General features: G+C 51.5%; 24 protein-coding genes and 1 pseudogene. 6 read left to right on the top strand and 19 right to left on the bottom strand.

The genetic code is table 11. The annotated features are described in order from the left end of the window. Nucleotides 1–139: 139 nt before the first annotated feature. Nucleotides 140–952: a cytochrome C assembly family protein gene (locus tag TW89_RS09890; protein WP_128581344.1), complete on the bottom strand. Its 813-nt coding sequence runs from the start codon at nt 950–952 to the stop codon at nt 140–142. 181 nt (nt 953–1,133) lie between these two features. Here TW89_RS09890 and ffh point away from each other — a divergent pair, with 181 nt between their 5' ends. Then, the gene (gene ffh, locus TW89_RS09895; protein ID WP_003684000.1) at nt 1,134–2,504 is read left to right on the top strand and encodes a signal recognition particle protein; all 1,371 of its coding nucleotides are present in this window, start codon (nt 1,134–1,136) and stop codon (nt 2,502–2,504) included. Nucleotides 2,505–2,651: 147 nt separating this feature from the next. Next, complete coding sequence (locus TW89_RS11770) at nt 2,652–2,882, top strand: hypothetical protein (protein ID WP_164836726.1); 231 nt, start codon at nt 2,652–2,654, stop codon at nt 2,880–2,882. Between the two features lie 165 nt (nt 2,883–3,047). On the opposite strand, the gene TW89_RS09905 is transcribed toward TW89_RS11770, so the two are convergent. The 13 genes and pseudogenes from TW89_RS09905 to TW89_RS09970 form a co-directional block, all read right to left on the bottom strand. Then, complete coding sequence (locus TW89_RS09905) at nt 3,048–3,743, bottom strand: thiol:disulfide interchange protein DsbA/DsbL (protein WP_003749428.1); 696 nt, start codon at nt 3,741–3,743, stop codon at nt 3,048–3,050. 170 nt (nt 3,744–3,913) lie between these two features. Beyond that, nucleotides 3,914–6,025, bottom strand: a complete 2,112-nt coding sequence (locus TW89_RS09910; protein ID WP_128581346.1) for a TonB-dependent receptor — start codon at nt 6,023–6,025, stop codon at nt 3,914–3,916. A 160-nt stretch (nt 6,026–6,185) separates the two neighbouring features. After that, nucleotides 6,186–6,719, bottom strand: a complete 534-nt coding sequence (locus TW89_RS09915) for an alpha/beta hydrolase (protein WP_128581347.1) — start codon at nt 6,717–6,719, stop codon at nt 6,186–6,188. A gap of 10 nt (nt 6,720–6,729) precedes the next feature. Continuing rightward, a complete protein-coding gene (locus TW89_RS09920) occupies nt 6,730–7,074 on the bottom strand; it encodes a hypothetical protein (protein WP_070608462.1) in 345 nt (114 codons plus the stop codon). Next, nucleotides 7,061–7,840: an exodeoxyribonuclease III gene (locus tag TW89_RS09925; RefSeq protein ID WP_003684015.1), complete on the bottom strand. Its 780-nt coding sequence runs from the start codon at nt 7,838–7,840 to the stop codon at nt 7,061–7,063. Before TW89_RS09925 ends, TW89_RS09920 begins: the two co-directional genes overlap by 14 nt. A 45-nt stretch (nt 7,841–7,885) precedes the next feature. After that, nucleotides 7,886–9,199 carry an amino-acid N-acetyltransferase gene (gene argA, locus TW89_RS09930; RefSeq protein ID WP_128581348.1) on the bottom strand — a complete coding sequence of 438 codons (1,314 nt, stop codon included), beginning with the start codon at nt 9,197–9,199 and terminating at the stop codon, nt 7,886–7,888. Then, complete coding sequence (locus tag TW89_RS09935; RefSeq protein WP_036493714.1) at nt 9,196–9,591, bottom strand: MJ0042-type zinc finger domain-containing protein; 396 nt, start codon at nt 9,589–9,591, stop codon at nt 9,196–9,198. The genes argA and TW89_RS09935 overlap by 4 nt, the downstream gene beginning before the upstream one ends. Before the next feature lie 99 nt (nt 9,592–9,690). Then, the gene (gene pyrE, locus TW89_RS09940) at nt 9,691–10,332 is read right to left on the bottom strand and encodes an orotate phosphoribosyltransferase (RefSeq protein WP_128581349.1); all 642 of its coding nucleotides are present in this window, start codon (nt 10,330–10,332) and stop codon (nt 9,691–9,693) included. A gap of 170 nt (nt 10,333–10,502) precedes the next feature. Then, complete coding sequence (rlmH, locus tag TW89_RS09945; RefSeq protein ID WP_036493712.1) at nt 10,503–10,973, bottom strand: 23S rRNA (pseudouridine(1915)-N(3))-methyltransferase RlmH; 471 nt, start codon at nt 10,971–10,973, stop codon at nt 10,503–10,505. 162 nt (nt 10,974–11,135) lie between these two features. Next, nucleotides 11,136–11,855, bottom strand: a complete 720-nt coding sequence (pyrH, locus tag TW89_RS09950) for a UMP kinase (protein WP_003708812.1) — start codon at nt 11,853–11,855, stop codon at nt 11,136–11,138. Nucleotides 11,856–12,073: 218 nt separating this feature from the next. Further along, the gene (gene tsf, locus TW89_RS09960) at nt 12,074–12,928 is read right to left on the bottom strand and encodes a translation elongation factor Ts (protein WP_002236251.1); all 855 of its coding nucleotides are present in this window, start codon (nt 12,926–12,928) and stop codon (nt 12,074–12,076) included. A gap of 123 nt (nt 12,929–13,051) precedes the next feature. Then, a pseudogene (gene rpsB, locus TW89_RS09965) lies at nt 13,052–13,779 on the bottom strand (30S ribosomal protein S2). Between the two features lie 175 nt (nt 13,780–13,954). Further along, nucleotides 13,955–14,197 (bottom strand): hypothetical protein, encoded by a 243-nt coding sequence (locus TW89_RS09970; protein WP_004520263.1) that lies wholly within the window; start codon nt 14,195–14,197, stop codon nt 13,955–13,957. 78 nt (nt 14,198–14,275) lie between these two features. On the opposite strand from TW89_RS09970, the gene TW89_RS09975 reads away from it, so the two are divergent. Next, entirely contained in the window at nt 14,276–14,869 is a 594-nt protein-coding gene (locus tag TW89_RS09975; protein ID WP_128581350.1) for a 5-formyltetrahydrofolate cyclo-ligase, read from the top strand. A 100-nt stretch (nt 14,870–14,969) separates the two neighbouring features. Here TW89_RS09975 and TW89_RS09980 read toward each other — a convergent pair whose 3' ends face one another. From TW89_RS09980 to amgK, 5 genes are all read right to left on the bottom strand, one after another. Further along, nucleotides 14,970–16,559, bottom strand: a complete 1,590-nt coding sequence (locus TW89_RS09980) for a tannase/feruloyl esterase family alpha/beta hydrolase (protein ID WP_128581351.1) — start codon at nt 16,557–16,559, stop codon at nt 14,970–14,972. A gap of 103 nt (nt 16,560–16,662) precedes the next feature. Further along, the gene (locus TW89_RS12305; protein ID WP_199900443.1) at nt 16,663–16,812 is read right to left on the bottom strand and encodes a phenolic acid decarboxylase; all 150 of its coding nucleotides are present in this window, start codon (nt 16,810–16,812) and stop codon (nt 16,663–16,665) included. A gap of 61 nt (nt 16,813–16,873) precedes the next feature. After that, the gene (locus tag TW89_RS09990) at nt 16,874–17,332 is read right to left on the bottom strand and encodes a hypothetical protein (RefSeq protein ID WP_128581352.1); all 459 of its coding nucleotides are present in this window, start codon (nt 17,330–17,332) and stop codon (nt 16,874–16,876) included. 178 nt (nt 17,333–17,510) lie between these two features. Continuing rightward, nucleotides 17,511–19,406, bottom strand: a complete 1,896-nt coding sequence (gene mnmG, locus TW89_RS09995; protein ID WP_128581353.1) for a tRNA uridine-5-carboxymethylaminomethyl(34) synthesis enzyme MnmG — start codon at nt 19,404–19,406, stop codon at nt 17,511–17,513. 83 nt (nt 19,407–19,489) lie between these two features. Then, nucleotides 19,490–20,494: an N-acetylmuramate/N-acetylglucosamine kinase AmgK gene (gene amgK / locus TW89_RS10000; RefSeq protein WP_128581354.1), complete on the bottom strand. Its 1,005-nt coding sequence runs from the start codon at nt 20,492–20,494 to the stop codon at nt 19,490–19,492. 69 nt (nt 20,495–20,563) lie between these two features. Between amgK and TW89_RS10005 the strand changes: the two genes are divergently transcribed. From TW89_RS10005 to TW89_RS10015, 3 genes are all read left to right on the top strand, one after another. Next, a complete protein-coding gene (locus TW89_RS10005; protein ID WP_349251557.1) occupies nt 20,564–22,963 on the top strand; it encodes an LPS-assembly protein LptD in 2,400 nt (799 codons plus the stop codon). Further along, nucleotides 22,960–23,949: a peptidylprolyl isomerase gene (locus TW89_RS10010; RefSeq protein WP_070624699.1), complete on the top strand. Its 990-nt coding sequence runs from the start codon at nt 22,960–22,962 to the stop codon at nt 23,947–23,949. The genes TW89_RS10005 and TW89_RS10010 overlap by 4 nt, the downstream gene beginning before the upstream one ends. A gap of 114 nt (nt 23,950–24,063) precedes the next feature. After that, nucleotides 24,064–24,873 carry an alpha/beta hydrolase gene (locus TW89_RS10015; RefSeq protein ID WP_128581355.1) on the top strand — a complete coding sequence of 270 codons (810 nt, stop codon included), beginning with the start codon at nt 24,064–24,066 and terminating at the stop codon, nt 24,871–24,873. The last annotated feature ends 11 nt before the right edge of the window (nt 24,874–24,884 follow it).

Here is a 24,884-nt window from a genome sequence, read left to right on the forward strand (position 1 = left end):
TTAACCACCGCCCTGTTTTAACAGGGTTTTTATTTGATAAAAACACTATCAACCTTTCTACACATTCCATACATACAAAAAATACAAAACAAAGGCCGTCTGAAATGCTCTTTCAGACGGCCCTTTTCATGTTTTCTATTTATCCAATACGTTGAAGGACAATTTCTAGGACAAATTTACTGCCTACATAGGCAAAAATCAAACTAACAAATCCGACAATAGTCCAAACAGCGGCTTTTTTGCCGCGCCATGCGGTCATGCTGTGTTTCAACAATAATGCACCATAAATCAGCCACGACATAATACTGAAGATGGTTTTATGCGTGAAGGTCATCGGCTTACCGAAAACGGTTTCTGCAAAAAACGTACCGCTGATTACGGAATAAGTCAACAGAATGAAACCTGCCCACATACCTTGGAACATGAGTTTTTCCAAACTCAATAATGGCGGCAAGAAGCTAACCAATGCGGAAAAACGGCGTTTGTGCAGATTGCGGTCGAGCAAAAGGATCAGGATGGCAAATAAGGTAACGATGCCAAATAGTCCGTATGCGAGTAATGATGATGCGATGTGCGACAGCGGCAATAAGTCTACGATTTGGCGGCCTGAAAAATCACCCGGGAAAAGGAAACCCAACAATAAGGTCAATGCGGCACAGGGATACAATAAGAGTTGCACACCGCGCAGACAATAAAAGAAGCTGCCTAAGCAGTACATCATCAGCATCAGCCAGACTATCAGGCTGAGCGAATAGCCAAAACCGGTAATCAATACCCTATCCTGCAATACTGGGAACATCAATGCTGCGCCATGTACCAATAATGCGCCACTCAAAATCAGCAGCTCGGTTTTCAGCGGGTAAGATTTATTATTGTGCTTTTTATGTTGCAACCAGGAAAATGCACCCAATCCGGCATACACCAGCATAAGGCAGATTAAGACAATCGGCATAAATATCTTTCTCAATAGACATGTAAACACTTGCAAACAACCGGCAGGGTTTCAGACGGCCTTGGTGTGCGTATTTGTGTTCTTGAAGCATAACTTCGGACTATCGTGTAAAATAATCCGAATTTTATTTTAACAAAGAATGCCCTGTATTGGGCAGCTATTCTCATTATCAAGGATAAGTATGTTAGACAACCTGACCAACCGCTTCAGCAAGGTACTTAAAAATATTCGCGGCCAATCAACGCTGACCGAAGACAATATTAAAGAAGCCTTGCGCGAGGTTCGTCTTGCCCTGCTGGAAGCCGACGTTGCATTACCCGTCGTTAAAGAATTCGTCAACACAGTCAAAGAACAAGCCCTTGGCCAAGAAGTCGTCGGCAGCCTGACGCCTGACCAAGCCTTTATTGGCGTGGTCAACCAAGCCTTAGTCGAATTGATGGGCAAGGAAAACAAAACGCTGGACTTATCGGTTTCACCGCCTGCCATTGTTTTGATGGCTGGTTTACAGGGTGCCGGTAAGACAACAACCGTCGGCAAACTTGCCCGCCTGCTGAAAAACGATCAGAAGAAAAAAGTTTTGGTGGTATCTGCCGACGTTTACCGCCCTGCCGCGATTGAACAGCTGCGCCTGTTGGCCGAACAGGTCGGCGTGGACTTTTTCCCATCCGATACCAACCAAAAACCGGTTGAGATTGCAACTGCCGCTGTTGATTACGCCAAAAAACATTTTTACGATGTATTGATGGTCGATACCGCCGGCCGTTTGGCAATCGATGAAGAGATGATGAACGAAATCAAAGCGCTTCATGCAGCAGTCAACCCAGTTGAAACTTTGTTCGTTATCGATGCCATGCTGGGTCAGGATGCAGTAAACACTGCTCAGGCATTTAATGAAGCCCTGCCGCTGACCGGTGTCGTATTGACCAAGATGGACGGCGACTCGCGCGGCGGTGCGGCATTGTCCGTACGCCATGTAACCGGCAAACCGATTAAATTTATCGGCGTCGGCGAGAAAATCAACGGCCTCGAACCTTTCCACCCCGACCGTCTTGCCAGCCGTATCCTCGGCATGGGCGACGTATTGACACTGATTGAAGACGTTCAAAAAGGTATTGATGAAGAAGCCGCCGCCAAAATGGCGAAAAAGCTGCAAAAAGGCAAAGGCTTCGACCTCAACGACTTTAAAGAACAAATCCAACAGATGCGCAATATGGGCGGCTTGGAAAACCTGATGTCGAAAATGCCGGGCGAACTGGGTCAAATATCGAAACAAATCCCCGAAGGTACGGCTGAAAAAGCGATGGGCAAAGTGGAAGCCATCATCAACTCGATGACCCCTAAAGAACGCGCCAACCCTGCCCTGCTCAAAGCCAGCCGCAAACGCCGTATTGCAATGGGTGCGGGTACGACCGTGCAGGAAGTGAACAAATTGCTCAAACAGTTTGAACAAATGCAACAAATGATGAAGATGTTCAGCGGCAACGGTTTGGGCAAACTAATGCGTTTGGCCAAAGGCATGAAGGGAATGAAAGGCATGTTCCCAGGTTTGTAAGCCGATTTGACAGAAAATGCCGTCTGAAAAGTTTCAGACGGCGTTTTGGTTTTTACTCTAGCAAAAATTACTGTTCACATATAACTATGAAATCTATTCCTTTTAAGAATTTTCATAGCGTATCGTTGCCTCTTCCAACATTTCCCATTGGCCACCACTACCATGGTAGGTTTCGGCACCAAGCCTGAAAACGGCATTGCAATGCGTACATTGAAAATAATGTACCACGAAATCGTTCCAACCATATATGTCACGATTACCCTGAGAATCAGTATGGGTAATGTAACCGCTATTGGCGATGGTTTTGGCAAAATCAAGGCTGGGACCATAAACTTTGTCGTAGGCTGGGGTAATGTCGATGAGCGTGCCGTCTGCTAAACGATCAGAGGCTCGCAGTAACATTTGCGATAATTCTTTCGGAACCCTGATACGAACGGTAGGTCGCAGGTCAGAACAGTAATCACACATCGTTTGGATCTTTCAGCATAGTAAAGGAAAACGAAGTGGAAGGAGCGCGGAATCCTTGCTTATTCAATCCTCAACTTATTGTGGCTTTTTCTGCTCTTCGCGTACTTTGTCCACCAACTGGTCAATCGTGGTCATGCCAGACTGCCAGTCTTTAAATTCGACTTGGTATTTGCCGCCGACAATAACGGTCGGTGTGCCGCTGATTTGGAATTTATTGGTCAATTCTTCCATTTGAGCCGCACGCGCTTGGCTTTCAGGAGCCTCAAATGCAGCCAATACTTTTTTGCCGTCAAACGCTGTTTGCTCGGACAGCCATTTTTTCAGGGTATCGGTATCGGCCAAGTTGATTTTTTGGTTAACCATCGCATCGAAAATATGGCTGTTGGCTTTATCTGATTCACCGGCCATTTCCACTGCGGCCGCCAAACGTGCCAAAGGTTTCATTTCATCACCCCACACGACATGCTCCCGGCGCATATAGGTATCGTCTTTAAACGTTTTGATGTGCTCGCTCAAAACCGGCTCAAGATGGGCACAATGCGGGCAGAAGTAGCCGAAGAATTCCAATACTTCGATTTTGCCGGCCTGCTGTTGCGGAATCGGATTGGACAATACGGTGTAATTGACACCTTCGGTCAATGCGGCAGGGGCTGCCGGAGCGGATGTGTTGCTTTGGGCGCTGTCTGCCGGAACGCTGGTTTCCGCCTGTTTGCCGCAAGCGGCCAATGCCAACAGGGTTAATGAGGTCAAGGCTAAGGTTTTCAGTTTCATAGGTATCTCTTTACATTCAAATCAATGGGCGGATTTTATGGCATTTTGTTGGAGGTGTGTTCGATTTGAGTGAAAAAATGTGTTTAGTTTTATTTCAACCTTTATAAAAGGCCGTCTGAAATATGGCTTAGATCATAGCCTTATTTTCAGACGGCCTTTGCCTGATTTCATCAGAAACGGTAATTTACCCGGGCAGTATAGCCGCGCGGATTACTCGGCATGGCATCCGAACGCCAATATTTTTGATTGAGCAGATTGGCAGCGGCAAAGGTAACGTTAACATTTTTATGGTTCCAGCCGAGCATGGCATCAACTCGGGCAAAGCCTGGAAGCGTAGTCACTTCTTTATTTCTTGAGTCGTAACCGTAGCGTTTGCCTGTACCGGTTACGCCGATTTCGCCGTAGAGGTTTTCGGTTGGTGTGTAACGGAAAAACAGGTTGCCGGTAACGTTGCTGGTGTTATTCAAATGGATGCCCACTCGGTCGGGATTTTCTTTGTCTTCAACGACTTTCGCCTGCATCAAGCCCAACGAACCGCGCAGATAGAGTTTTTTGGGAATGATTTGCCCGATGGCGGACAATTCCACGCCGCGCGAACGGTGTTTACCGCTGACTGCCCAAGTGTAGGGATCATTTTGCGCGTCGGGGCGGTAGCGGATATTGAAGCGTTCGATTTGGTAGGCGGACAACGTAGTGCTGAGGCGGTCGTCCAGCCAACTGCTTTTCACGCCGGTTTCGTATTGGCGGGTGTACTCGGGGTCGGCGTTGAACACGGCGGCAGACGACGTGTCGATACTCAAATAGCCGCCGCGTCCGCCATAAGGCGCGAAGCCTTTGTTATACGAGGCGTAAAGTGTGTGGACTGGGTTGATGTTCCACACTGCGCCGATGTTGGGGCTGAACGAGTGGCCGCTGTACTGGCGGCTGCTGCCGGTGAGTTTGTTTTCGGAATTAAAGGTGTATTTGTCGTAACGGCCGCCGAGGACGAATTTCAAATCGGGCGTGGCGGAGAAGATGTTTTGCACGAAGATGCCGTAGGAATCGGCCTTGTGTCGGTTTTGAGTGAGAACGGGCTGCAATCTGCCCGAAGCCGGCCAGCTCGCGCGGTCGTAGGGGTTGATGGAGGCTGAAAAGGCGCGGCTGTAACCCAAGGTCGGGTTGCGGTGTTCGCGACTGTAGTCCATGCCTACGGTCAGGTGGTTTTCAAAACGGCCGATGTTGTAGTCGCCGTTGAGTGTGAAATTGGACGACAGGGTTTTGTTGTCGGTCTGCTGCCAAGCATAGTTACGTTTGATTAAGTTGCCATTTTCGCTGCCTGCATAAAAATGGTCGAAATCCTGCGCCGCCGTACGGTGGGCGAGCTGCCATTGGGCGCGCCATTTGTCGTTGAAGGCGTATTCAAGGTCGGAACGCCAAACTTGCAGCTTGTCTTTAACAAAATCGTTCGGGTGAGCAAAACCCATGCGATAAGGCAGTCCGAAGCGGTCGTACACGGACTTGGTCGGGCTGCGGTCGGGTGTGCGCTCCACATTGTCGTAGGTGTATTGCCCCGTCCATTTCAAGCCGTTGTCGAGTTTGACGGTAATGCTGGGCGAAACCATGACATTTTTACTGTCTATGCCGCTGCGGAACGAATTGGCGCGCCCGACTTCGCCGGTGAGGCGGATGGCGACGTTTTTATTCAGCACTTCGTTGATGTCCATATTCAGGCTGCGGTTTGCCCACGAGCCGTAAACCGCACCGATGTTGCGGCTTTGTTTGAAGTTGGCGTATTTGCTGACCATGTTGATGACACCGCCGCCGTTGGTGCGGCCGTAAAGCACGGAAGACGGGCCTTTCAGGATTTCCACGCGCTCGATGTTGGCGGTGCTGCGGCGCACTTGTCCGCTTTCGCGCACGCCGTCGCGGTAAATATCGGATGCATCGGCTTGGAAGCCGCGCAGGAAAATGCTTTCGCCACGCATATCGTAGGCAGCGTCGATGCCGGCATTGCCTTCAAGGATGGAACTCAAATCGTTCGTGCCGTAGTTTTTGTTTTTCTGAATATTGAGCGTATCGACGGTTTGCGGCGTTTCTTTGATGAGCTGTCCGTTGCGGGTAACGGCGGCTTCGTCGTAGTTGATGTAGCCTTTGAGTACGCTGGTGTCGGACTGTCCGACCACGGTAACGGTGGGCAGGGTGGCGGTGTAATGTTCACCATTATCCTGCGTATCGGCGGCAGCAACAGGGAAGGAAGCGATAATCAGCGTGGGTAATAAAGCTAAATGAAATGGTATTTGCATTTTTATACTCAATTTAACGGAACAACCGAATTATATTGCTTCATAAAAGAAATGAGAATAGTTTCTTTTAATTATATTTAACATGATATTTGCAAACAAAGGCCGTCTGAAACACATATCGGTTTCAGACGGCCTTTGTTTATTAATAGACATTTCTAAACTACTTACTCAACAGCATTTCCTGCATCAGCTTCATGCCCCATTGCCAGCCGCCGAGTGCGCCGTTTAACCGGCCGGAATGCGGCGATTGAAGCAGGCGTGCATGCCAGCAGTCGGCCTGTTCTTGCGCCCAATCGCGTGGCGCACCGTTTGTTTCGGCGATAACCAGCGCTGTACGGCAAGGGCAGCGGACGCGTTGAAACGTATGGATTTCGTCCTCGGGAAAAGCTTCTGGACGCGGCGAGACCAAAATAATATTGGTCAGGCGTTTTTGCGTCATGATGTCGGCTTGATACAGCCATGCCAAAAATGCGGACACGCCTGCACCATGAGCCACGACGGCAATATTTCTGCTCACGATATGGTCGAAGGCCGTCTGAATGGCATGTTGCCATTCGGAAATGGTTTGCCGACTATCGGCTTCGGCAGTTTGAACAATCGGATAGCTGACCGCCCAGCGGTCTATCCACATTTCCGCTTCATCCGCATCGCGTATCAGAAACAGTGCCATTTCTTCGAGTTCGAAGCTCTGCATTTCAGACGGCCTATTTGAGCAAGTCATTGAGTGTAAATGCAATCAGCAATGCGGCAGGCACACTGAGGATGGCACAAGTCGCCAGACAAAGTACGATGTTGGCCACCAGCCGCCAGCCCTTCCAAGCAAAGCATTTGGCCGCAATCAGCAGGCAAGGCAGGGAAAACAGCAGCCATACCAACGCCCATGTCGGATTGGCCTTGGTCGGGGCAACCCAGCCGGACATCCGCGCCAGCATAAATACCGCCCACACCAGCATAGGCAGCACAAATGCCGCTACGACCCACGCTGCGCCTACGCCGGTTTTGCCGTTTATATTCCAATCATATTTACCAAAAACCTTATTCGGCAACATAGTCATACTCCACAACTAAAGGGGCGTGATCCGAGAATTTCTCGTCTTTATAAACATGTGCGGAAACGGCTTTGGCGGCCAACTCCGGCGTTACCATCTGATAATCGATACGCCACCCGACATCTTTCGCATACGCTTGTCCGCGGTTGCTCCACCAGGTATAGCCCGGCACATCGGGATAAAGTGTGCGCCACATATCCGTCCAACCGAGCTTGTGGATGACTTTGCCTATCCATTCGCGCTCTTCAGGCAAGAAGCCCGAATTTTTCTGATTGCCCTTCCAGTTTTTCAAGTCGATGTTTTGGTGGGCAATATTCCAATCGCCGCAGACGACGATGTCGCGTCCTTCATTTTTCATGGCTTCAAGCATGGGATAGAACGCGTCCAAAAAGCGGTATTTCACTTGTTGGCGCTCTTCCGCGCTGCTGCCGCTGGGCAGATACAGCGAAATTACCGACAACTTGCCGAAATCGCAACGGACAAAACGGCCTTCCCTGTCAAATTCTTCAATGCCCATGCCGATTTGCACATTGTCGGGTTTGCGTTTGCTGTACACCGCCACGCCGCTGTAACCGCGCTTTTCGGCGCAATGCCAGTAGCCATGCATACCGTGCGGATTCTTCATATCGTCTGACAGGTCAGCCTCTTGAGCTTTCAGTTCCTGCACGCAGACAATGTCCGCGCCTGATGCGGCGATGTATTCATAAAAACCTTTTTTATAGGCGGAGCGGATGCCGTTGACGTTGGCAGAGATGATTTTCAACATAAGATTTGAGTAATTTTTAAAAACGGATAATAGGATTGAGGTTTTTCAGACGGCCTGCAAGTCATAAACGAATACTTTGGAATTGCGGCCGTTGGCATTGTATTCCTGCAGACGTTCGGCAGGCAGGTCATCGGCTGAGGCTGTCTGAAAGCCCCGTTCGACAAACCATTCGCCTGTATGTGTGGATAAGGCGAAAAGCGTTTTGATATTTAAGGCGCGTGCTTTCTGAAACAGATGTTCCAACAGCAATTCGCCATAGCCACCATCGCGCGCTTCGGGCGACACCACCAGACAGGCCAATTCGCCGCAATCAGGCTCGGAAAAGGTTTTCAACGCCACGCAGCCGTAAATGTTTTGATCGTGTTCCAATACGGAAAAACTGGAAATATGGTTTTCCAAATACTCGCGGCTGCGGTGTAACAAGATGCCTTGTTCCGCCAACGGACGGATTAAGGTGATGATGTGCGGAATGTCGTCGCTGCGTGCCTGACGGATGGAAACAAACGGCTCACGGGCAATAGATGTACCGCTGCCCTCGCGGGTAAACAGCTCGCGCAACAGGCTGCCGTCTTCACGGCCGTTGAGAATCTGCACCCGCGATACGCCGTTTTCCAACGCGCCTACCGCCGCATGCAGCAAATCGGCCGGCGCATCGGGATTGTCGTGTATCAGTTCCTGCACTTCGCCGACAGACAAAGTATTGGCCAACGAGCCGTCGGCACGACGAATACCGGCTTCTTCGGTCAAGAAAACCAGCTTCTCCGCCTGCAAAGCCATGGCCACTTCCTGCGCGGTTTCGCACATACTCAGATTGAAGGTTTTGCCGCTGTACGAATGCCCCAAAGGACTGATTAGCACCACCGCGCCACTGTCCAAGCGCAAACGGATTTCTTCCGCGTCGATTTTGCGGACAGTACCGGTATAGCCCATGTCCACGCCGTCGATAACGCCCAACGGACGGGCGGTAATAAAGTTGCCGCAAGCGATAACCGGCGGCTTGCTCCGTTGTTGTGCAGATACGCTGCTGAACAAGGCGGCTTCGATATCGCTGCGGATAATTCCCGCCACCTGCTTCACTTCCATCAGGGTCGCTTCATCGGTAATCCGTCGGCTGCCGCTGTATTTCGGAACAAAATTCCGACCCGAAGCCAATTTGTCGAGCAAATGCCGCGAACCGTGCACCAAGACCAAACGCAAGCCCAAGCTGGCCAACAGGTTCAAATCTGCGGCCAAACGGATCAGGGTTTCGCCTTCTAACAAGCTGTCGGTCACGCCGACCACCATGGTTTTGCCGCGCAAATATTGGATATAGGGCGCGGCTTCGCGAAAGCTGGCGACAAAATGGGCGATGGCACTCATAGCAGGGCAAGATAAAAGAGTTGCATAATCAAAACCGTCAGCGCAATCAACGATGCCAAAGTCCAGTTGAAACCGTCCTTGCGCGTTTTGACCGCCACCTGCTCTTCCGCCTTAGGCTCTTCCTTGAGCGCGCTATTGAGCAAATCGGAAATTTCTTTGCGCGAGAGTTTGGAATGCTTGAGAATTTGCGCACCGATGTTATGCACGAGGCGCACATCCGTTACCGCCACAGGCAGATGGGCCGGATCGGCCGGCAGGTTGCCCGACAGATAATCCTTGGCCTTAAACATCCCCGAACAACGCGTGCAGACCACGAAACCCTGCGCCACGTTCAACTGGGCATCTTTCACCCAATGCGGCGTTTTACAATGAGGACAAGAACAAGCAGGCATGAGTATTTTCCGTAAGTGTATTGAATCAAAAATATATTTTAGCCAATGTTTCAGGCCGTCTGAAACAGTTTTCAGACGACCTGAGCATAATATTATGGTTTAAACCGCGCCGTAACGTTCACGATAGGATTTGACCGGCTCGAAAAAGCCGCCAAATTCGGCATTGTTTTGCAAGAGCGTGAACAAGTCGTTCAAGTTGGCAATCGAAACCACCGGCAGGCCGTATTGTTTTTCGACTTCCTGCACCGCCGACAATTCGCCCGTGCCTTTTTCCATGCGGTCGAGCGCAATAGCCACTGCGGCAGGCGTTGCGCCTTCGGCCTCAATCAGTTTGACCGACTCGCGCACGGATGTACCGGCGGAAATCACATCATCGATAATCAGCACGCGGCCTTTCAAAGGCGCGCCCACCAACACACCGCCTTCGCCGTGGTCTTTGGCTTCTTTGCGGTTGTAGGCAAACGGTACGTTTACGCCTTTTTCCGCCAACATCATCGCTGTTGCTGCCGCCAAAATAATGCCTTTATAGGCTGGGCCGAACAGCATATCGAACTTCACGCCGCTGGCAATAATGGCTTCGGCGTAAAACTTCGCCAGCTGCAAAGTCGATGCGCCGTCATTGAACAAACCGGCATTGAAAAAATAAGGCGACTGACGGCCGGCCTTGGTCGTAAATTCGCCGAATTTCAACACGTTTTGTACCAAAGCGAATTTGAGGAAGTCTTGACGAAAATCGGACATTTGGGTTCTCCCGAAAGATGTTGATTTATCAAAGAAACGATTATAAAGGATTCATGCGGAAAAATCAGGCCGTCTGAAAACAGGTTCAACCCCGCTTTAAACCGACTTGCCCTATTCCCTTTCAAACTGACAAGGCGGCATTGTCTTCTTATCCCTGCACTCAAAGCGGATTATTCCCGATGATACGGATGGTTGTGCAAAATCGAAACGGCACGATAAAGTTGCTCGGTCAGCAAAACGCGCACCATGCCGTGCGGCAAAGTCAGGCTGGAAAGGCGCATCATCATGTTTGCCTGCTGTTTCAAACGGTCGGTCATGCCGTCTGCGCCGCCGATAATAAAGCAGACGTGTTCGCCGTTTTGCTGCCAGCTTTTTAAATGTTGCGCCAACTCGACCGAAGTCGGCGCTTTGCCGCGCTCGTCCAATACTACCAAAAACGCGCCCTGCGGTATGGCTTCCAGCAGGCGTTTTTCTTCAGCCGCCATGCCCTGAGCCGCATTCACACCTGCGCCGCGTTTCTCTGGCTTGATTTCTTTCAGCGCATAATTGACATCGCGCCCAAAGCGTTTGGCGTACTCGCCGACGGCTTCATCCACCCAACGCGGCATTTTCGTGCCGACAGCCAAGACGGTGATATTCATGGAGTATCCTTTTGTTATCGAATTGTCGGTTGGATATTATGGTCAATCAAGTCCTTAAGCTGTTCAAGCCATGAGAAACTGCCTACGCAACCGACTGAAAATAAAAGGCCGTCTGAAAGCCGAATGTATCCCGTTCGGCTGTTTCAGACGGCCTTTCAATGATTAGCAGTGAACCAGTGTACCCTCGTTTTCGCCGGTTACCACGCGTTTGAGCGAGCCTTCTTTAGCAATGCCGAATACTACAATATTGAGCTTGCGTTCGCGGCAGAGGGCGAAAGCGGTGGCGTCCATCACTTTGAGGTTTTTCAACAAGGCTTCATCAAAAGTAATGGTTTCGTAGCGTGTTGCAGATGGATCTTTTTTCGGGTCTGCGGTGTACACGCCATCGACGTTGGTGGCTTTGAGCATCACGTCGCAGTTCATTTCCGCACCGCGCAATGCGGCGGCAGTGTCGGTTGTGAAGAACGGATTACCGGTACCGGCAGCGAAAATCACGACTTTGCCTTCTTCCAAATATTGAATGGCTTTAGGGCGGGCGTAAGTTTCAGCGATTTGCTGCATAGACAGTGCGGATTGTACGCGCGCTTTGATGCCCAAGGTTTCAAATGCGTCTTTGAGTGCCAACGCGTTCATCACGGTTGCCATCATGCCCATGTAGTCGGCAGTGGCGCGGTCCATGCTGCCTGCTTGTGCAGATACGCCGCGGAAAATGTTACCGCCGCCAACAACGATACCGACTTGCACGCCCATTCTCACGATTTCGGCAATTTCGCCGACAGTTTGAACGATGGTATCGTGATTGATGCCGAACGGATCGGAACCCATCAGGGATTCGCCGGAGAGTTTCAGTAATACGCGTTTGTATTTGATTTGCTGTGTCATGGGATACCTTGCTTTCTTGAATGTCGTCGGTCGGAGTTCGGGCCGTCTGAATTTTCAAACGGTCGGATTACAATGATATGGTGTGTCGTTCTATTATTGTTTTGTTTTCAGACGGCCTTTATATTCGGTCGTCTTAAAATAGGTACCGTAAACGGTTTTCTCAAAAAAAAGCACCCTGATTCGTTTGGAATCTAGGTGCTTTCTTTTTCATAAGTGCCTTACACTTTAGCAGCGGCAGCAACTTCGGCTGCGTAGTCAACAACGGCTTTCTCGATACCGTCACCTACTTTGTAGCGTACGAAGCTAACCACTTCAGTGCCGTTTTCTTTAGCGAATTGGGCAACAGTTTGGTCAGGGTTCATCACGAATGCTTGGCCGTTCAGAGTGATTTCAGCCAAGAATTTACGGATACGGCCTTCAACCATTTTAGCGGCGATGTCGGCAGGTTTGCCGGAAGCGATAGCTTGTTCTGTGTAGATGTGGCGTTCTTTTTCAACGGTTTCAGCATCTACTTCGGCTTCGCTTACGCATTGAGGTTTGGCGGCAACGATGTGCATACCGATTTTGCGTGCCACGTCTTCAGAGCCTTTGTACTCAACCAATACGCCTTCAGTAGCCAAAGCACCGTGGATGTAAGCAACCAGTTGGTTGGCAGTATCGATCACTTGGAAGCGGCGAACAGACATGTTCTCGCCCAATTTAGCGATGATGGCTTTGCGTTCTGCTTCAACCAGTTCGCTCAGTTCTTCAACGGTAGCCGGTTTTTTCTCGGCAGCAGTTTTAGCAACGAAGTTGGCAAATTCTACGAATCCGGCGTCTTTAGCAACAAAGTCGGTTTCGCAGTTTACTTCAACCAATGCACCAACATTGCCGTTGATTGCATAAGCCAATACGCCTTCGGCAGCCGTACGGCCAGCCAGTTTACCGGCTTTCGCACCGGATTTAATACGCAGGATTTCTTCGGCTTTGTCGAAGTTGCCTTCAGCTTCAACCAAGGCTTTTTTGCATTCCATCATGCCCAGGCCGGTAGCGGCGCGCAGGTCGGCAACCATTTTTGCAGTAATTTCTGCCATTTTGAATCTCCTAGATTTTTGGGAACACGGCCATTGCCGTGTTTGGAAATAGTGGCCGTCTGAAACGGATTTCAGAACGGGATTTGAGAAAAGGGGCATAACGCCCCTCTTCTATGTACCGAATTACTCGGCAGCAGCTTCTTGGGCAGCGGCTACAGTTTCTTGCAGTGCTTGGTTTTTGCCTTCCAAAACTGCGTCAGCGATGCCGCGGCAGTACAGGCGGATAGCTTTAGCGGAGTCATCGTTACCAGGGATAACGTATTTCACGCCGTCAGGGCTGTTGTTGGTATCGACTACGGCGATAACAGGGATGCCCAATTTTTCAGCCTCAACCAAAGTACCTTTTTGGTAGCCGGTATCGATAACGAAAATCGCATCAGGCAGGCCTTTCATGTTTTTGATACCGCCCAAAGAACGTTCCAGTTTTTCAACGTCGCGTTGCATTTCCAAAATTTCTTTTTGTTGAAACCGCCTTCAGCAGCGTTTTCCAGGGCAGCAGTTTTTTCTTCCAGGCGTTTGATGGATTGCTTAACGGTTTTGTAGTTAGTCAGCATACCACCCAACCAGCGGTAATCAACGAAAGGCATACCGGCACGGGTAGCTTCTTCGCGGATGATGTCGCGGGCTTGGCGTTTGGTACCTACGAACAATACTGTACCTTTGTTGGCAACTAGACGACGTACGGCTTCTTGCGCCTCTTGGAACATCGGCAGGGTTTTTTCCAAGTTTACGATATGGATTTTGTTGCGCGCACCGAAAATGTATTGAGCCATTTTCGGGTTCCAGAAACGGGTTTGGTGACCGAAGTGAACACCGGCTTCAATCATCTGACGCATAGTAATTTGAGACATGTTATTTCCTTGAAAGGGTTAAAGAGCACACATTCAATCGCATAGAACTTGATAGGCGGCGCCTATTGTCAAGCACCCTTCGGCGAAAGTGGGCATAAGTTTTAAAATAAAAGAGTGTTTCCGAAATCGGAAACTGACGGATTATAGCGGATAAGAGGCCGTCTGAAAAGGGATTTTATACCTTTCCGTCCTGTTTTTCATCCGTCTGTACCGCCTTTTGGCGGGCCGCTTCAAACTCCGCCTGCTCCTGTCGTTTCATCAAGCGGTTGCGGCGGCGGATGGTCACGACAAAGACCGTAAACACGGTGGGCAACACTGCCCAAAAAACCAAATAAATCAACGCACGCGCAATACTCGGCTGCGCGGCGGAAAACATCACGGCAACAAAAAGATAGCCGATGGCGACAATGTGCCACATCGTGTGCGTCCTGTTTGAATGTTAACAAAATAGTTATAATCGCAACATTCTACCGCAATCCCGAAAGGCCGTCTGAAAATGAGGAATCCCGAAAAATCGGCACTACGCAAACAGTTCCGCCGCGCACGCGCCCAAATGAGCGCCGACGAGCGGAACGCCGCCACCGAAACCATCAACCGCCTGCTCAAGCCCTACATCAAAAAAGGACGGAAAATCGGCGTGTATTGGCCGATGGGCAAGGAATTGCGATTGGACGGCTTTGTCCGTGCCGCACAAAAGCGCGGCGCAAAACTCTACCTACCCTATATCGAACCGAACACGCGGCGGATGTGGTTCACCCCCTACCCTGCCGACGACGCCAAACAAGAACGCAAACGCGGCCGCGCTAAATTGCATGTCCCCCAATTCACCGGCAAAAAAATCCGCGTCCACCAACTCAGCCTATTGCTGGTCCCCATCGTCGGCATCGACAAACGCGGCTACCGCCTCGGACAAGCCGGCGGCTATTACGACGCCACCCTCTCCGCCACGAAATACCGCTTGCAAGCCCAAACCCTGGGCGTAGGCTTCGGCTGCCAATTGACCGACACCCTGCCGACCGAACCCCACGACATCCCCCTAAACGGCTTTGTCTCAGAGCTTGGCATATTGAAATTCAGAAGACTTCGATAGAATAATTATCGATTTATAAAAATGATTAAAGGCCGTCTGAAACCTGATTTTTGGGTTTCAGACGGCCTTTTTTCTGTTTTATATTTCTCTTTTACATCAATCAGCGGCATTCAAAGCTATCTGCTTTATTTTCATTCCCGCCGGTATAAGTGGCGACTTTCGGGTAGGCGCAAATCGGCATTTGTTTATTCGGGAAGGATTTCCCTTGTGCAATCATGCGCTCGGGGGCTTGGTTTTTGCCATGCCAGTTTTCCAAAAGTGTGAGCGGATCTACATCATTGAAGGCTTGGCCGCCGCCGCAGTGGTTCATGCCGGGTATCATAAACAGGCGGCTGAAGTTTTGGGCGTTTGGCGTGTCGGCGTTCATTTGGCGGAACCATGCCACTTGGTCTTTGGCGGAAAACACAGGATCGGACACGCCGGTGATCACAATCAGTTTGCCGCCGCGTGCGCGGAAGGTGCTCAAATCGGTGGACACCGCATCGTTAATTGCGCCGGTTTGGTATGTTTTAGGCGTATCGCGGTCAAAATCGAATTTGCTCAAATCAAAGTTTGGCACGGCGGGAGTCATGAAATACCAAGTAAGCGAACCTGCGCCGAGCGTTACGCCGCGTGAATCAGGCTTGGCGGTTTGCGAGCTGCCGAGCTTCCATTTACGCCAGTCGGGCTGATTCATACCCACATCGTAATACCAACCGCTGTAAATCTGGTTGCCGCGTGAGTCGCGTGCGCCGTCCATCACGGCTTTAAGGGCTGCGGTTTTGGCGGGGGAGAGACCGGCGTGTTCGGCTTTGAAATCGCAGCTTTCCCATGCGTTAATCACACCGTCTTTCAGTCCGTCGCGCGCGTCGCAGCGGTTTTTCACCGCTTCGCTCACTTTATCCAAATCGGCCTGAGTAAGGGCGTTTGCCAAGATTTTGTTGCCCTGCGCGTCTTTGGGGGCAATTTTCATGAACTGTTGATAATCCCACTGTTGGGCGACGGCAGCACGCGACAGGCGGAAGCCGGGATTGGCGGCAATCACACCGTCAAATTCCAAAGGATAGCGTTGTGCGGCCATCATCGCTTCGCGTCCGCCGTTGGAGCAGCCCATGAAATAGCTGTGTTTCGGTGCAACGGCATACATCTTTTGAATCAACTGCTTGGCAACGGCGGTTACTTTTCCTGTGGACTGGTAAGCGAAGTCTAAACGCGCCTGCTGGTCTGCGCCGAAGTTGGGCGTGGGCGTAGGATGACCGCCGTCCATGCTGACCACGGCATAACCGCGCATCAGCGCTGGCGTAGCGGTAGAGGTGCGTACGGGGATACTACCCACGGCGGGCGCGACAAAACCGTCCACCCCGCCACCGCCTTGAAACAGGAAACCTCCGTTCCAGTTTTCAGGTAGCCTGAGTTGGAATTTCGTGCCGTAATGCTTGCCGTCCGCACCGGTGCGCGCGCCAATTTCGCCTTCCACCACGCAATGCGGTTTGGACTGTAAGACATTGGTTGAACCACCGGTGAGGGAAGACATTCTGTCGGCACTGATTTCGCCGTTCGACCATTCGGCTTTGGTGATGACAGTATCGGTAATAGTGGTATTTTTCAGGGTAATGCACTGATTTTGTGCATTTTGAGCGGGTGCTGCATGAACAGCAGAAATTCCGGCCAAAAATAGCACGGCAGCAAATAGGGAAAGTCGGGGTTTCATTGATACAGCTCCAATTTGAAGGTGGGCTTAAGGAATTTAAAAATTCCCGTAACTGAAAAATAAATTGATAAAACTGTCTGGAATGATATTTTCAGACTGCCTTTCAAGGGCGAGTATGGTAATCCATATGTTCGGCATTTTTTACATAAATTTCATAATTCCAGCCGTTATCATAGGGATAAATCAGATGTTTACCGACTAAACCTCTTGAATCTTGTGTATCAAATGTTGCAATTTTACTCCTTTTTACTATTTATCGAGTATTAGTGCCGTAGCAACTGTATTTTTTACCCCGTCGGGCAAAAATACAGTTGCTACAGAATACGGCTTTTCCAAGATTGAAACTGATGAAATCCGTTTAAAAGCAGCATTTGCAACTCTTCTCCAGAAGATATGACGGTATAGTTATCACTATATTCTTCCGGCAAATGTTGTGCAGTGTCTTGTTCTAATAAGATAAATAAGGGTTCAGTATCGCTAAATTGCGGATTAACAATCACCCAATCCGCAGCACGGCACAACTCATAGATGAAACTACACTCCTCATCCGTTAAATATGCATGGCCAATATTTCCTTCAAACTGGCATTCCCTATCATTGAAATCCGTTATTTCCAAATCTGTGGAACAGTTATCAAACTCTAAATAGTTGCCGTCCTTATCACGAAGGCAGCTATCTAGTCCCCTGCTGTTTAAAAATGATTTTGCACCTTCACGGTTGCCGTCTACCTGTTCGCCATTTTCAAAGCGGTAAAAATATAGGGAAAAGCCCATTGTTACTCCTTATTTAATTTTCAGGTTGGGTTTTACACATCAATTTTAATGTGTAGGCTGCTTTTGTAGACTTTGAAAACCTACCGCAAGTCAGATTCTTGAATCTGACATCTTGTAGTAACAGATGTATCGAAACACACGAATTATCTGACCTGCGGCTGCTCCGCGTTCAGGTAGCTTACTTCGCATCTTTAAACCCGCGCTTCAAATGCACCATCAGCAAAGCCACTGCTGCGGGGGTTACGCCGGAAATGCGGCTGGCTTGGCCGACGGTTTCGGGTTTGTGCTGGTTGAGCTTTTGCTGCACTTCGGCGGATAAGCCTTTGACTTTGCTGTAATCGATGTCGTCGGGCAGCTTTAAGGTTTCGATGTCGCGGCGGCTGTCGATTTCTTCGTTTTGGCGGTCGATATAGCCTTGGTATTTGACTTGGATTTCGACTTGTTCGACCACGCTGTCGGCAAGTGCGGTTTCAGGTTGTGCGTCGGGCAGGGTCATCAGCGCGGCGTAGTCGAGGTTCGGGCGGCGCAGGAGGTCGTGCAGGTTGGCTTCGCGGCTGAGTTTTTGGCCGAATACGCGCAGCTGCTCTTCTTCGGCGAGTTTTTGCGGTGTGTACCACGTTGTTTTCAAACGTTGAATTTCGCGTTCGATGGCTTCGCGTTTTTCGTTGAACATGCGCCATTGTTCTTCACCCACCAAGCCGATTTTGTAGCCGTCTTCGGTCAGGCGCATATCGGCGTTGTCTTCCCTGAGTTGCAGGCGGTATTCGGCGCGGCTGGTGAACATGCGGTAAGGTTCATTCACGCCTTTGGTGATGAGGTCGTCCACCAATACGCCGAGATAGGCTTGTTCGCGGCGCAGCAGGAGCGGGTCTTGTTCGCGGATGTATTGCACGGCGTTTGCGCCTGCGAGCAGGCCTTGTGCGGCGGCTTCTTCGTAGCCGGTGGTGCCGTTGATTTGTCCGGCGAAGAAGAGGCCTTGGATGGTCTTGGTTTCGAGGCTGGCTTTAAGGTTGCGCGGATCGAAATAGTCGTATTCGATGGCATAGCCGGGGCGCAGGATATGGGCGTTTTCAAGGCCTTTCATGCTGCGCACGAGGGCGATTTGGATATCGAACGGCAGGCTGGTGGAGATACCGTTAGGATAGTATTCGTGCGTGGTCAGGCCTTCGGGTTCGAGGAAAATCTGGTGGCTGTCTTTATCGGCGAAGCGGTTGATTTTGTCTTCAATAGACGGACAATAACGCGGACCCACGCCTTCGATTTTGCCGGTAAACATCGGGCTGCGGTCGAAGCCTGAGCGAATGATGTCGTGGGTTTGCGTGTTGGTATGCGTAATCCAGCAGGACACTTGGCGCGGGTGCATATCGGCGCTGCCGCGTACAGACATTACAGGAACGGGGGTGTCGCCGGGCTGTTCGGTCAGTTGGGAGAAGTCAATCGTGCGTCCGTCAATACGCGGCGGCGTGCCGGTTTTCAGACGGCCTTGAGGCAGGTTCAATTCGCGCAAACGGCCGCCCAAGGATTTGGCGGCTGGGTCGCCGGCGCGGCCGCCTTCGTAGTTTTCCAAACCGATGTGGATTTTGCCGGACAAAAACGTGCCTGCGGTCAACACGACGGCGCGTGCTTTAAACTCTACTCCCATCGCGGTAACCACTCCGCTGATGCGTTCGCCGTCGAGCGTTACGTCTTCGACGGCTTGTTGGAAAAGGTCGAGGTTTTCTTGGTTTTCCAACATTTCGCGGATGGCGGCTTTATATAGGATACGGTCGGCCTGCGCGCGCGTGGCTCGCACTGCCGCGCCTTTGCTGGCGTTCAATCGGCGGAACTGGATACCAGATTTGTCGGTGGCCAACGCCATCGCGCCGCCCAATGCGTCGAGTTCGCGCACGAGGTGACCTTTGCCGATGCCGCCGATAGAAGGGTTGCACGACATTTGGCCGAGGGTTTCGATGTTGTGTGAGAGCAGCAGGGTTTGCGCACCCATGCGTGCGGCGGCAAGCGCGGCTTCGGTACCGGCATGGCCGCCACCGACGACAATCACGTCGTAGGTTTTGGGGTAAATCATGTAAGTCATTTTTATGTATTCTGTAAAGGTTTCAGACGGCCTTTTGTTGATCAGGCCGTCTGAAAAGTGGAATCAAATCTTAAAAACCAAGCTTAGAAGGTATAGCCTGTTTCCAATTCGTCATCGCCGACCAATTCGACCAGCAATGCATACAGCGGCGCCAAATCATTGTAACGGCGCGATACGCGGCGCAAATAATTCAAGAAGCGCGGAATTTCAGGGCGGTATTTGTCTTTGCCGTCGCGGTAGTACAGGCGGGCAAAAATACCGGCCACTTTCAAATGGCGTTGAACGCCCATCCATTCAAACCAGCGGTAGAACTCGTCAAACTCGGCAGGCACAGGCAACTCGGCAGCGCGTGCTTTTTCCCAGTAACGGATGACCAAGTCCAATACAAATTCTTCTTCCCATTCGATAAACGCATCGCGCAACAGCGACACCAAATCATAGGAAATCGGGCCGTAAAGCGCGTCTTGGAAGTCCAACACGCCCGGGCGGCCTTTTGCCAACATCAGATTGCGGACGATAAAGTCGCGGTGGACATACACTTTGGGCTGCGCCAACAGAGGCGGCAACAGCGTATCGACGGTTTGCTGCCACAACTGGCGTTGTTTGAAGGTCAGCTCGCGGTCCAATTCTTTGGCCACAAACCATTCGGGGAACAAGTTAATCTCGCGCAGCATGACTTCGCGGTCGTATTCCGGCAGTTTGCCGGGTTGGCTGGCTTTTTGCAGTTCGATCAGTTCGTCGATGGCTTCGAGCAGCAGGGCTTTGTGGGCGGTTTCGCTGTTTTCCTGATTCATGGCGGTCAGGAATGTGGTATTGCCCAAATCGTTCAACACCATAAAGCCCAACGCTTCATCCACATGAAGCACTTGCGGCACATTGACCATGTCAAACAGTTTTTGCACTTTCAAATAAGGCGCAACACTCATCTTCTCAGGAGGCGCGTCCATACAGATAACGGTTTGGCCGTCTGAAAACGTCGCGCGGAAATAGCGGCGGAAGTCGGCATCGGCTGCCGCAAAGCTCAATTCGAACGGCTGGTTCGGATAAACAGACTCCAGCCAGTTTTGTAATTCGGTTTGTCGTTGCATAGCGGTATCGCAGAATTTCAGGTTACAATAACCGCTATTCTAACTGGCAAACCGATTTAAGGGGCGATTTTGGCTCGTTTATTTTCACTCAAACCCTTAGTACTCGCCTTAATTATGGGCTTTGGCGCAACAGCCGTGCGCGCGGAAGATGCTTCTGTTCCGCAGGCGGAAGACTATACCCCTGCCCACACTGCTGCATCCAAACCGGCAAAAACCAGCCAAAGCGAAGCCGACCCGCTTTCCTTGGGCAGCACTTGCCTGTTTTGCGACCACGAAGATGCCAAGCCGGCCGAAACCGCCGAAATCAAACGCAGCGGCGAGCCTGCCCTGCCTGCCGATTACACCCGCGTCAACGCCGATAAAATAGAAGGTCAGACCCAAGTCGGCGTCCGTGCCGAAGGCGACGTCATTGTCGAGCGCAATGCCGATGTTCTCAATGCCGATTGGGCGCAATACGACCAAGCCGCCGATACCGTTACCGCCGGCGACCGCTTTACCCTGTATCAAAACGGTTCGACCGTATCCGGCGATCAATTGGTTTACAACCTCAAAGACCAGACCGGTTCCGGCACCGCCGTGCGCCTCAATACCGAACAAGGAGGCCGCCGCCTTCAAAGTATCAGCGAAAAAGCCGAACTCAAAGGCAAAGGCCTCTACAAACTCATCAATACCAAATTCAACACCTGTTCGCCCGGCGATGCCAGCTGGTATATCCAAGCGCAAAGCATTGAAGCCGATGAGTCGACAGGCATCGGCGTGGCCAAACACGCTTCGCTCGTATTCGGCGGCGTCCCCGTCCTCTACACGCCTTGGGCAGACTTCCCCATCAACGGCAACCGCAAAAGCGGCCTGCTCGTTCCGACTATTGCCACAGGTTCAGACGGCCTTGAGCTGAGCCTGCCCTACTACTTCAACCTTGCGCCGAATTTGGATGCCACCATCCGCCCGGGCATCATCAGCAAACGCGGTGTGCAACTGGGCGGCCAAGTCCGTTATCTGCAACCGAATTACAGCGGCGAAGTCGATGGCGACTGGATGCCCAACGACCAAAAAAGCGTCCACAACAACCGCTACCAGTTCAAATGGAAACACCAGCAGCAGCTGAACAGCAAAATCAGCGGCGGCATCAACTACAACCAAGTTTCCGACGACGATTACTACCGCGACTTCTATGGCCGCGAAGACATCGCACGCAACGTCAACCTCGACCGTCAGGCATGGCTCAATTACAGCGACAAACTGTTGGGCGGCAGCTTCGACGGCTCGTTGCGCGTACAAAAATATCAAACGCTGGCCAACCAAGACGGCTATAAAGACGAGCCTTATGCCATCATGCCCCGTCTGACCGGCCGTTGGCAAAGCCATCTCGGCAAAGCGCAACTCAACGTGTTCGGCCAATTCACCCGTTTTGATCACGATACCAAGCAAGACGGCAGCCGCGTGGTACTCTACCCGAGCGTCAAATGGGACTTCCACAACCAATGGGGCTACATCCGACCTAAAGTCGGCGTACATGCCACTTATTACAGCCTCAACAGTTTCAACGGTCAAAGCGGCCGCAATGTCAGCCGCGTCCTGCCGATTATCAACGTCGACAGCGGCCTGACCTTCGAGCGCAGGGCCCGTCTATTCGGCGGTGAATACCTGCAAACACTCGAACCGCGCCTGTTTTACAACTACATTCCGACCAAGTCCCAAAACGACCTGCCTAATTTCGACAGCTCCGAAAACAGCTTTAGCTACTCGCAGCTGTTCCGCGAAAACCTGTATTCGGGCAACGACCGCATCAATTCGGCCAACAGCCTGACGCTGGCCACACAAAGCCGTATCCTCAACCCCAACACCGGTGCGGAACTCTTCCGTGCAGGTATCGGCCAGAAGTTTTATTTCAAAAAAGACAACGTCCTGCCTGACGGCAACGTCAGCAATTATCCGCGCAGCCAATCCGACTGGGTAGCCTTTGCACACGGCAACCTTACTCCGAACACACGCATTGATTTGGACATCCACTACAACCAAAACCTAAGCCGTGCCGAAAGCTACGCTGCAGGGATTACCTACAACCCCGAACCCGGCAAAGTCTTAAGCGCGCGCTACAAATACGGACGCAACGAACGCATTTATCTGCAAGCCAACGGCGACTATTTCTACGACAGGCTTAGCCAAGTCGATCTTGCCGCCCAATGGCCGTTGAGTAAAAACCTGTACGCCGTCGCCCGTTACAACTACGAAATCGAAGCCAAAAAACCGCTGGAAATGCTCATCGGTGCAGAATACAAAAGCAACTGTGGCTGCTGGAGCGCAAGCTTGGTCGGCCAACGCTATGTTACCGGCGAAAACAGCCACAAAAACGCCGTATTCTTCAACCTCCAACTCAAAGACTTGAGCAATATCGGCAACAACCCATTCGAAAAACTCCGCTTAGCCATTCCCGGTTACAGCAAAACCAACGAGGTAGTCAAACAATGAACTTCAAACCCCTGATTCTCGTCGCCGCACTCACTCTCGCAGTAGGCGCACACGCCGCCCCTAAAGCCAAAGCAGGCAAAGCGCGCGCAGCCAAAGCAGCTACCGTCAGCGCCACCACCATGCCTGCCGTACAAAGCGGCGTACATCTTTCAGACGGCATTGCCGCGGTTGTCGACAACGAAGTCATTACCCACCGTCAAGTAGAACAAGCCGTGGCACAAGCGCGTCAAACCATGCCTAAAGGCACACAAATGGACGCCAACGAGCTGCGCCAACAAGTTTTGGCCCAAATGATCAACCAGTCCCTGATCCTCCAAGCAGGCAAACGCCGCAACATCCAAGCGACCGATAGCGAAATCGAAGCCGTTATCGCGCACAACCCCAACATCAAAAATCCGTCTGCCGCCGTCCGTCAAGACATCGCCGATAGCATTATTGTTGAAAAAGTGCGCCAACAGGCCATCATGCAAAACAGCCGTGTCAGCGACTCCGAAGTGGCACGCTACATCGAGCAGGCCAAACAACAAGGCGTCACCCTGCCTGAAGCAGACCCTGTGCGCCAATATCATGCCCAACACATCCTCATTAAAGCCGACAACGACAATGCCGCCGTTGGCGCAGAAAGCACCATCCGCAAAATCTACTCACAAGCCCGCAGCGGCGCAGATTTCGGCGGCTTGGCACGCCAATACTCGCAAGACAGCAGCGCCGGCAATGGCGGCGATTTGGGCTGGTTTGCCGACGGCATGATGGTTGCCCCGTTTGAAGAAGCCGTCCACAAACTCAAACCCGGCCAAATCAGCGCCCCTGTCCGCACACAATTCGGCTGGCACATCATCAAGCTGAATGACGTCCGCGAAGCAGGTACGCCTGAAGAGCGCCAACAAAACGCCGTCCGCCAATACCTGTCCCAACAAAAAGCGCAACAGGCGACCACCAACCTCCTGCGCGAACTGCACAGCAGCTCCTACGTTGACGTACGCTAATCGCGCGTATTGTTAAAAAGGCAGAAATCCGTACAATAAGGCCGTCTGAAATCCATTGTTCAGACGGCCTTTTCTCCTTTTACTTAAACAACCCATTGATTAAAGCACCCCATCATGCCCATCCGTCCCAACTGGCAAGCCGCCACCCTGCTGCAAGCCGAAGAAACCGCCATTACTTCCGCTCACACCGGCCGCACCTACCGCATTCAAGCCGCGACACTCGGCGAACGTCCGGCAGGAGGCTATCCCGTGCTGTATATTCTTGACGGGGATGCCTTTTTCCCCGCCATCCTCAATATGGCGCAATCCCTGCTCATCAACCCCATCACCAAAAGCCATGCCGCCTGCCTGATTGTCGGCATCGGCTACACCGGCAGCACCATCCGCGACTTAAGCCAACGCGCCCTCGACTACACGCCGCCACTGCCAGACAACGCGCCCGAATCCGAACGCAAACAATACGGCCAAGCCGACCGCTTCAGCCGCTTTCTCGATGACGAACTCTCCGCCCTGCTCAACAGCAAATACCGCATCGATACCCAAAACCAAGCCGTCTTCGGCCATTCGTTCGGCGCCTTGTACGGCCTCTATTCCCTGTTCACCTGCCCCGAACGATTCCGCTATTATTTGCTGGTTTCGCCGTCTATCTGGTGGCAAGACCGCCGTGTACTCGATTGGTTGCCCGGCACATTGCCGCAAGGAATCGGCATCCGCCTCGGTGCAGGCGAACATGAAGGCAGAAACAACCGCCCCGACCAAACCAGCCGTGGCATGGTTGCACAAGCCAAAATCCTTGCCGGCACTTTGCACCACCTCGGCGCGGATGTCCGCTTCACCCTCTACCCCAACGCCAATCACGGCAACGCCCCGTTTTACGCCCTGACCGACTGCATCGAATATTTGCGTAGCGCATGGCAGCGTTAAAACAGGTTTGC

Origin of the sequence: Neisseria flavescens, from assembly GCF_001618065.1 — a bacterium.
GTDB classification, from domain to species: Bacteria; Pseudomonadota; Gammaproteobacteria; order Burkholderiales; family Neisseriaceae; genus Neisseria; species Neisseria flavescens_A.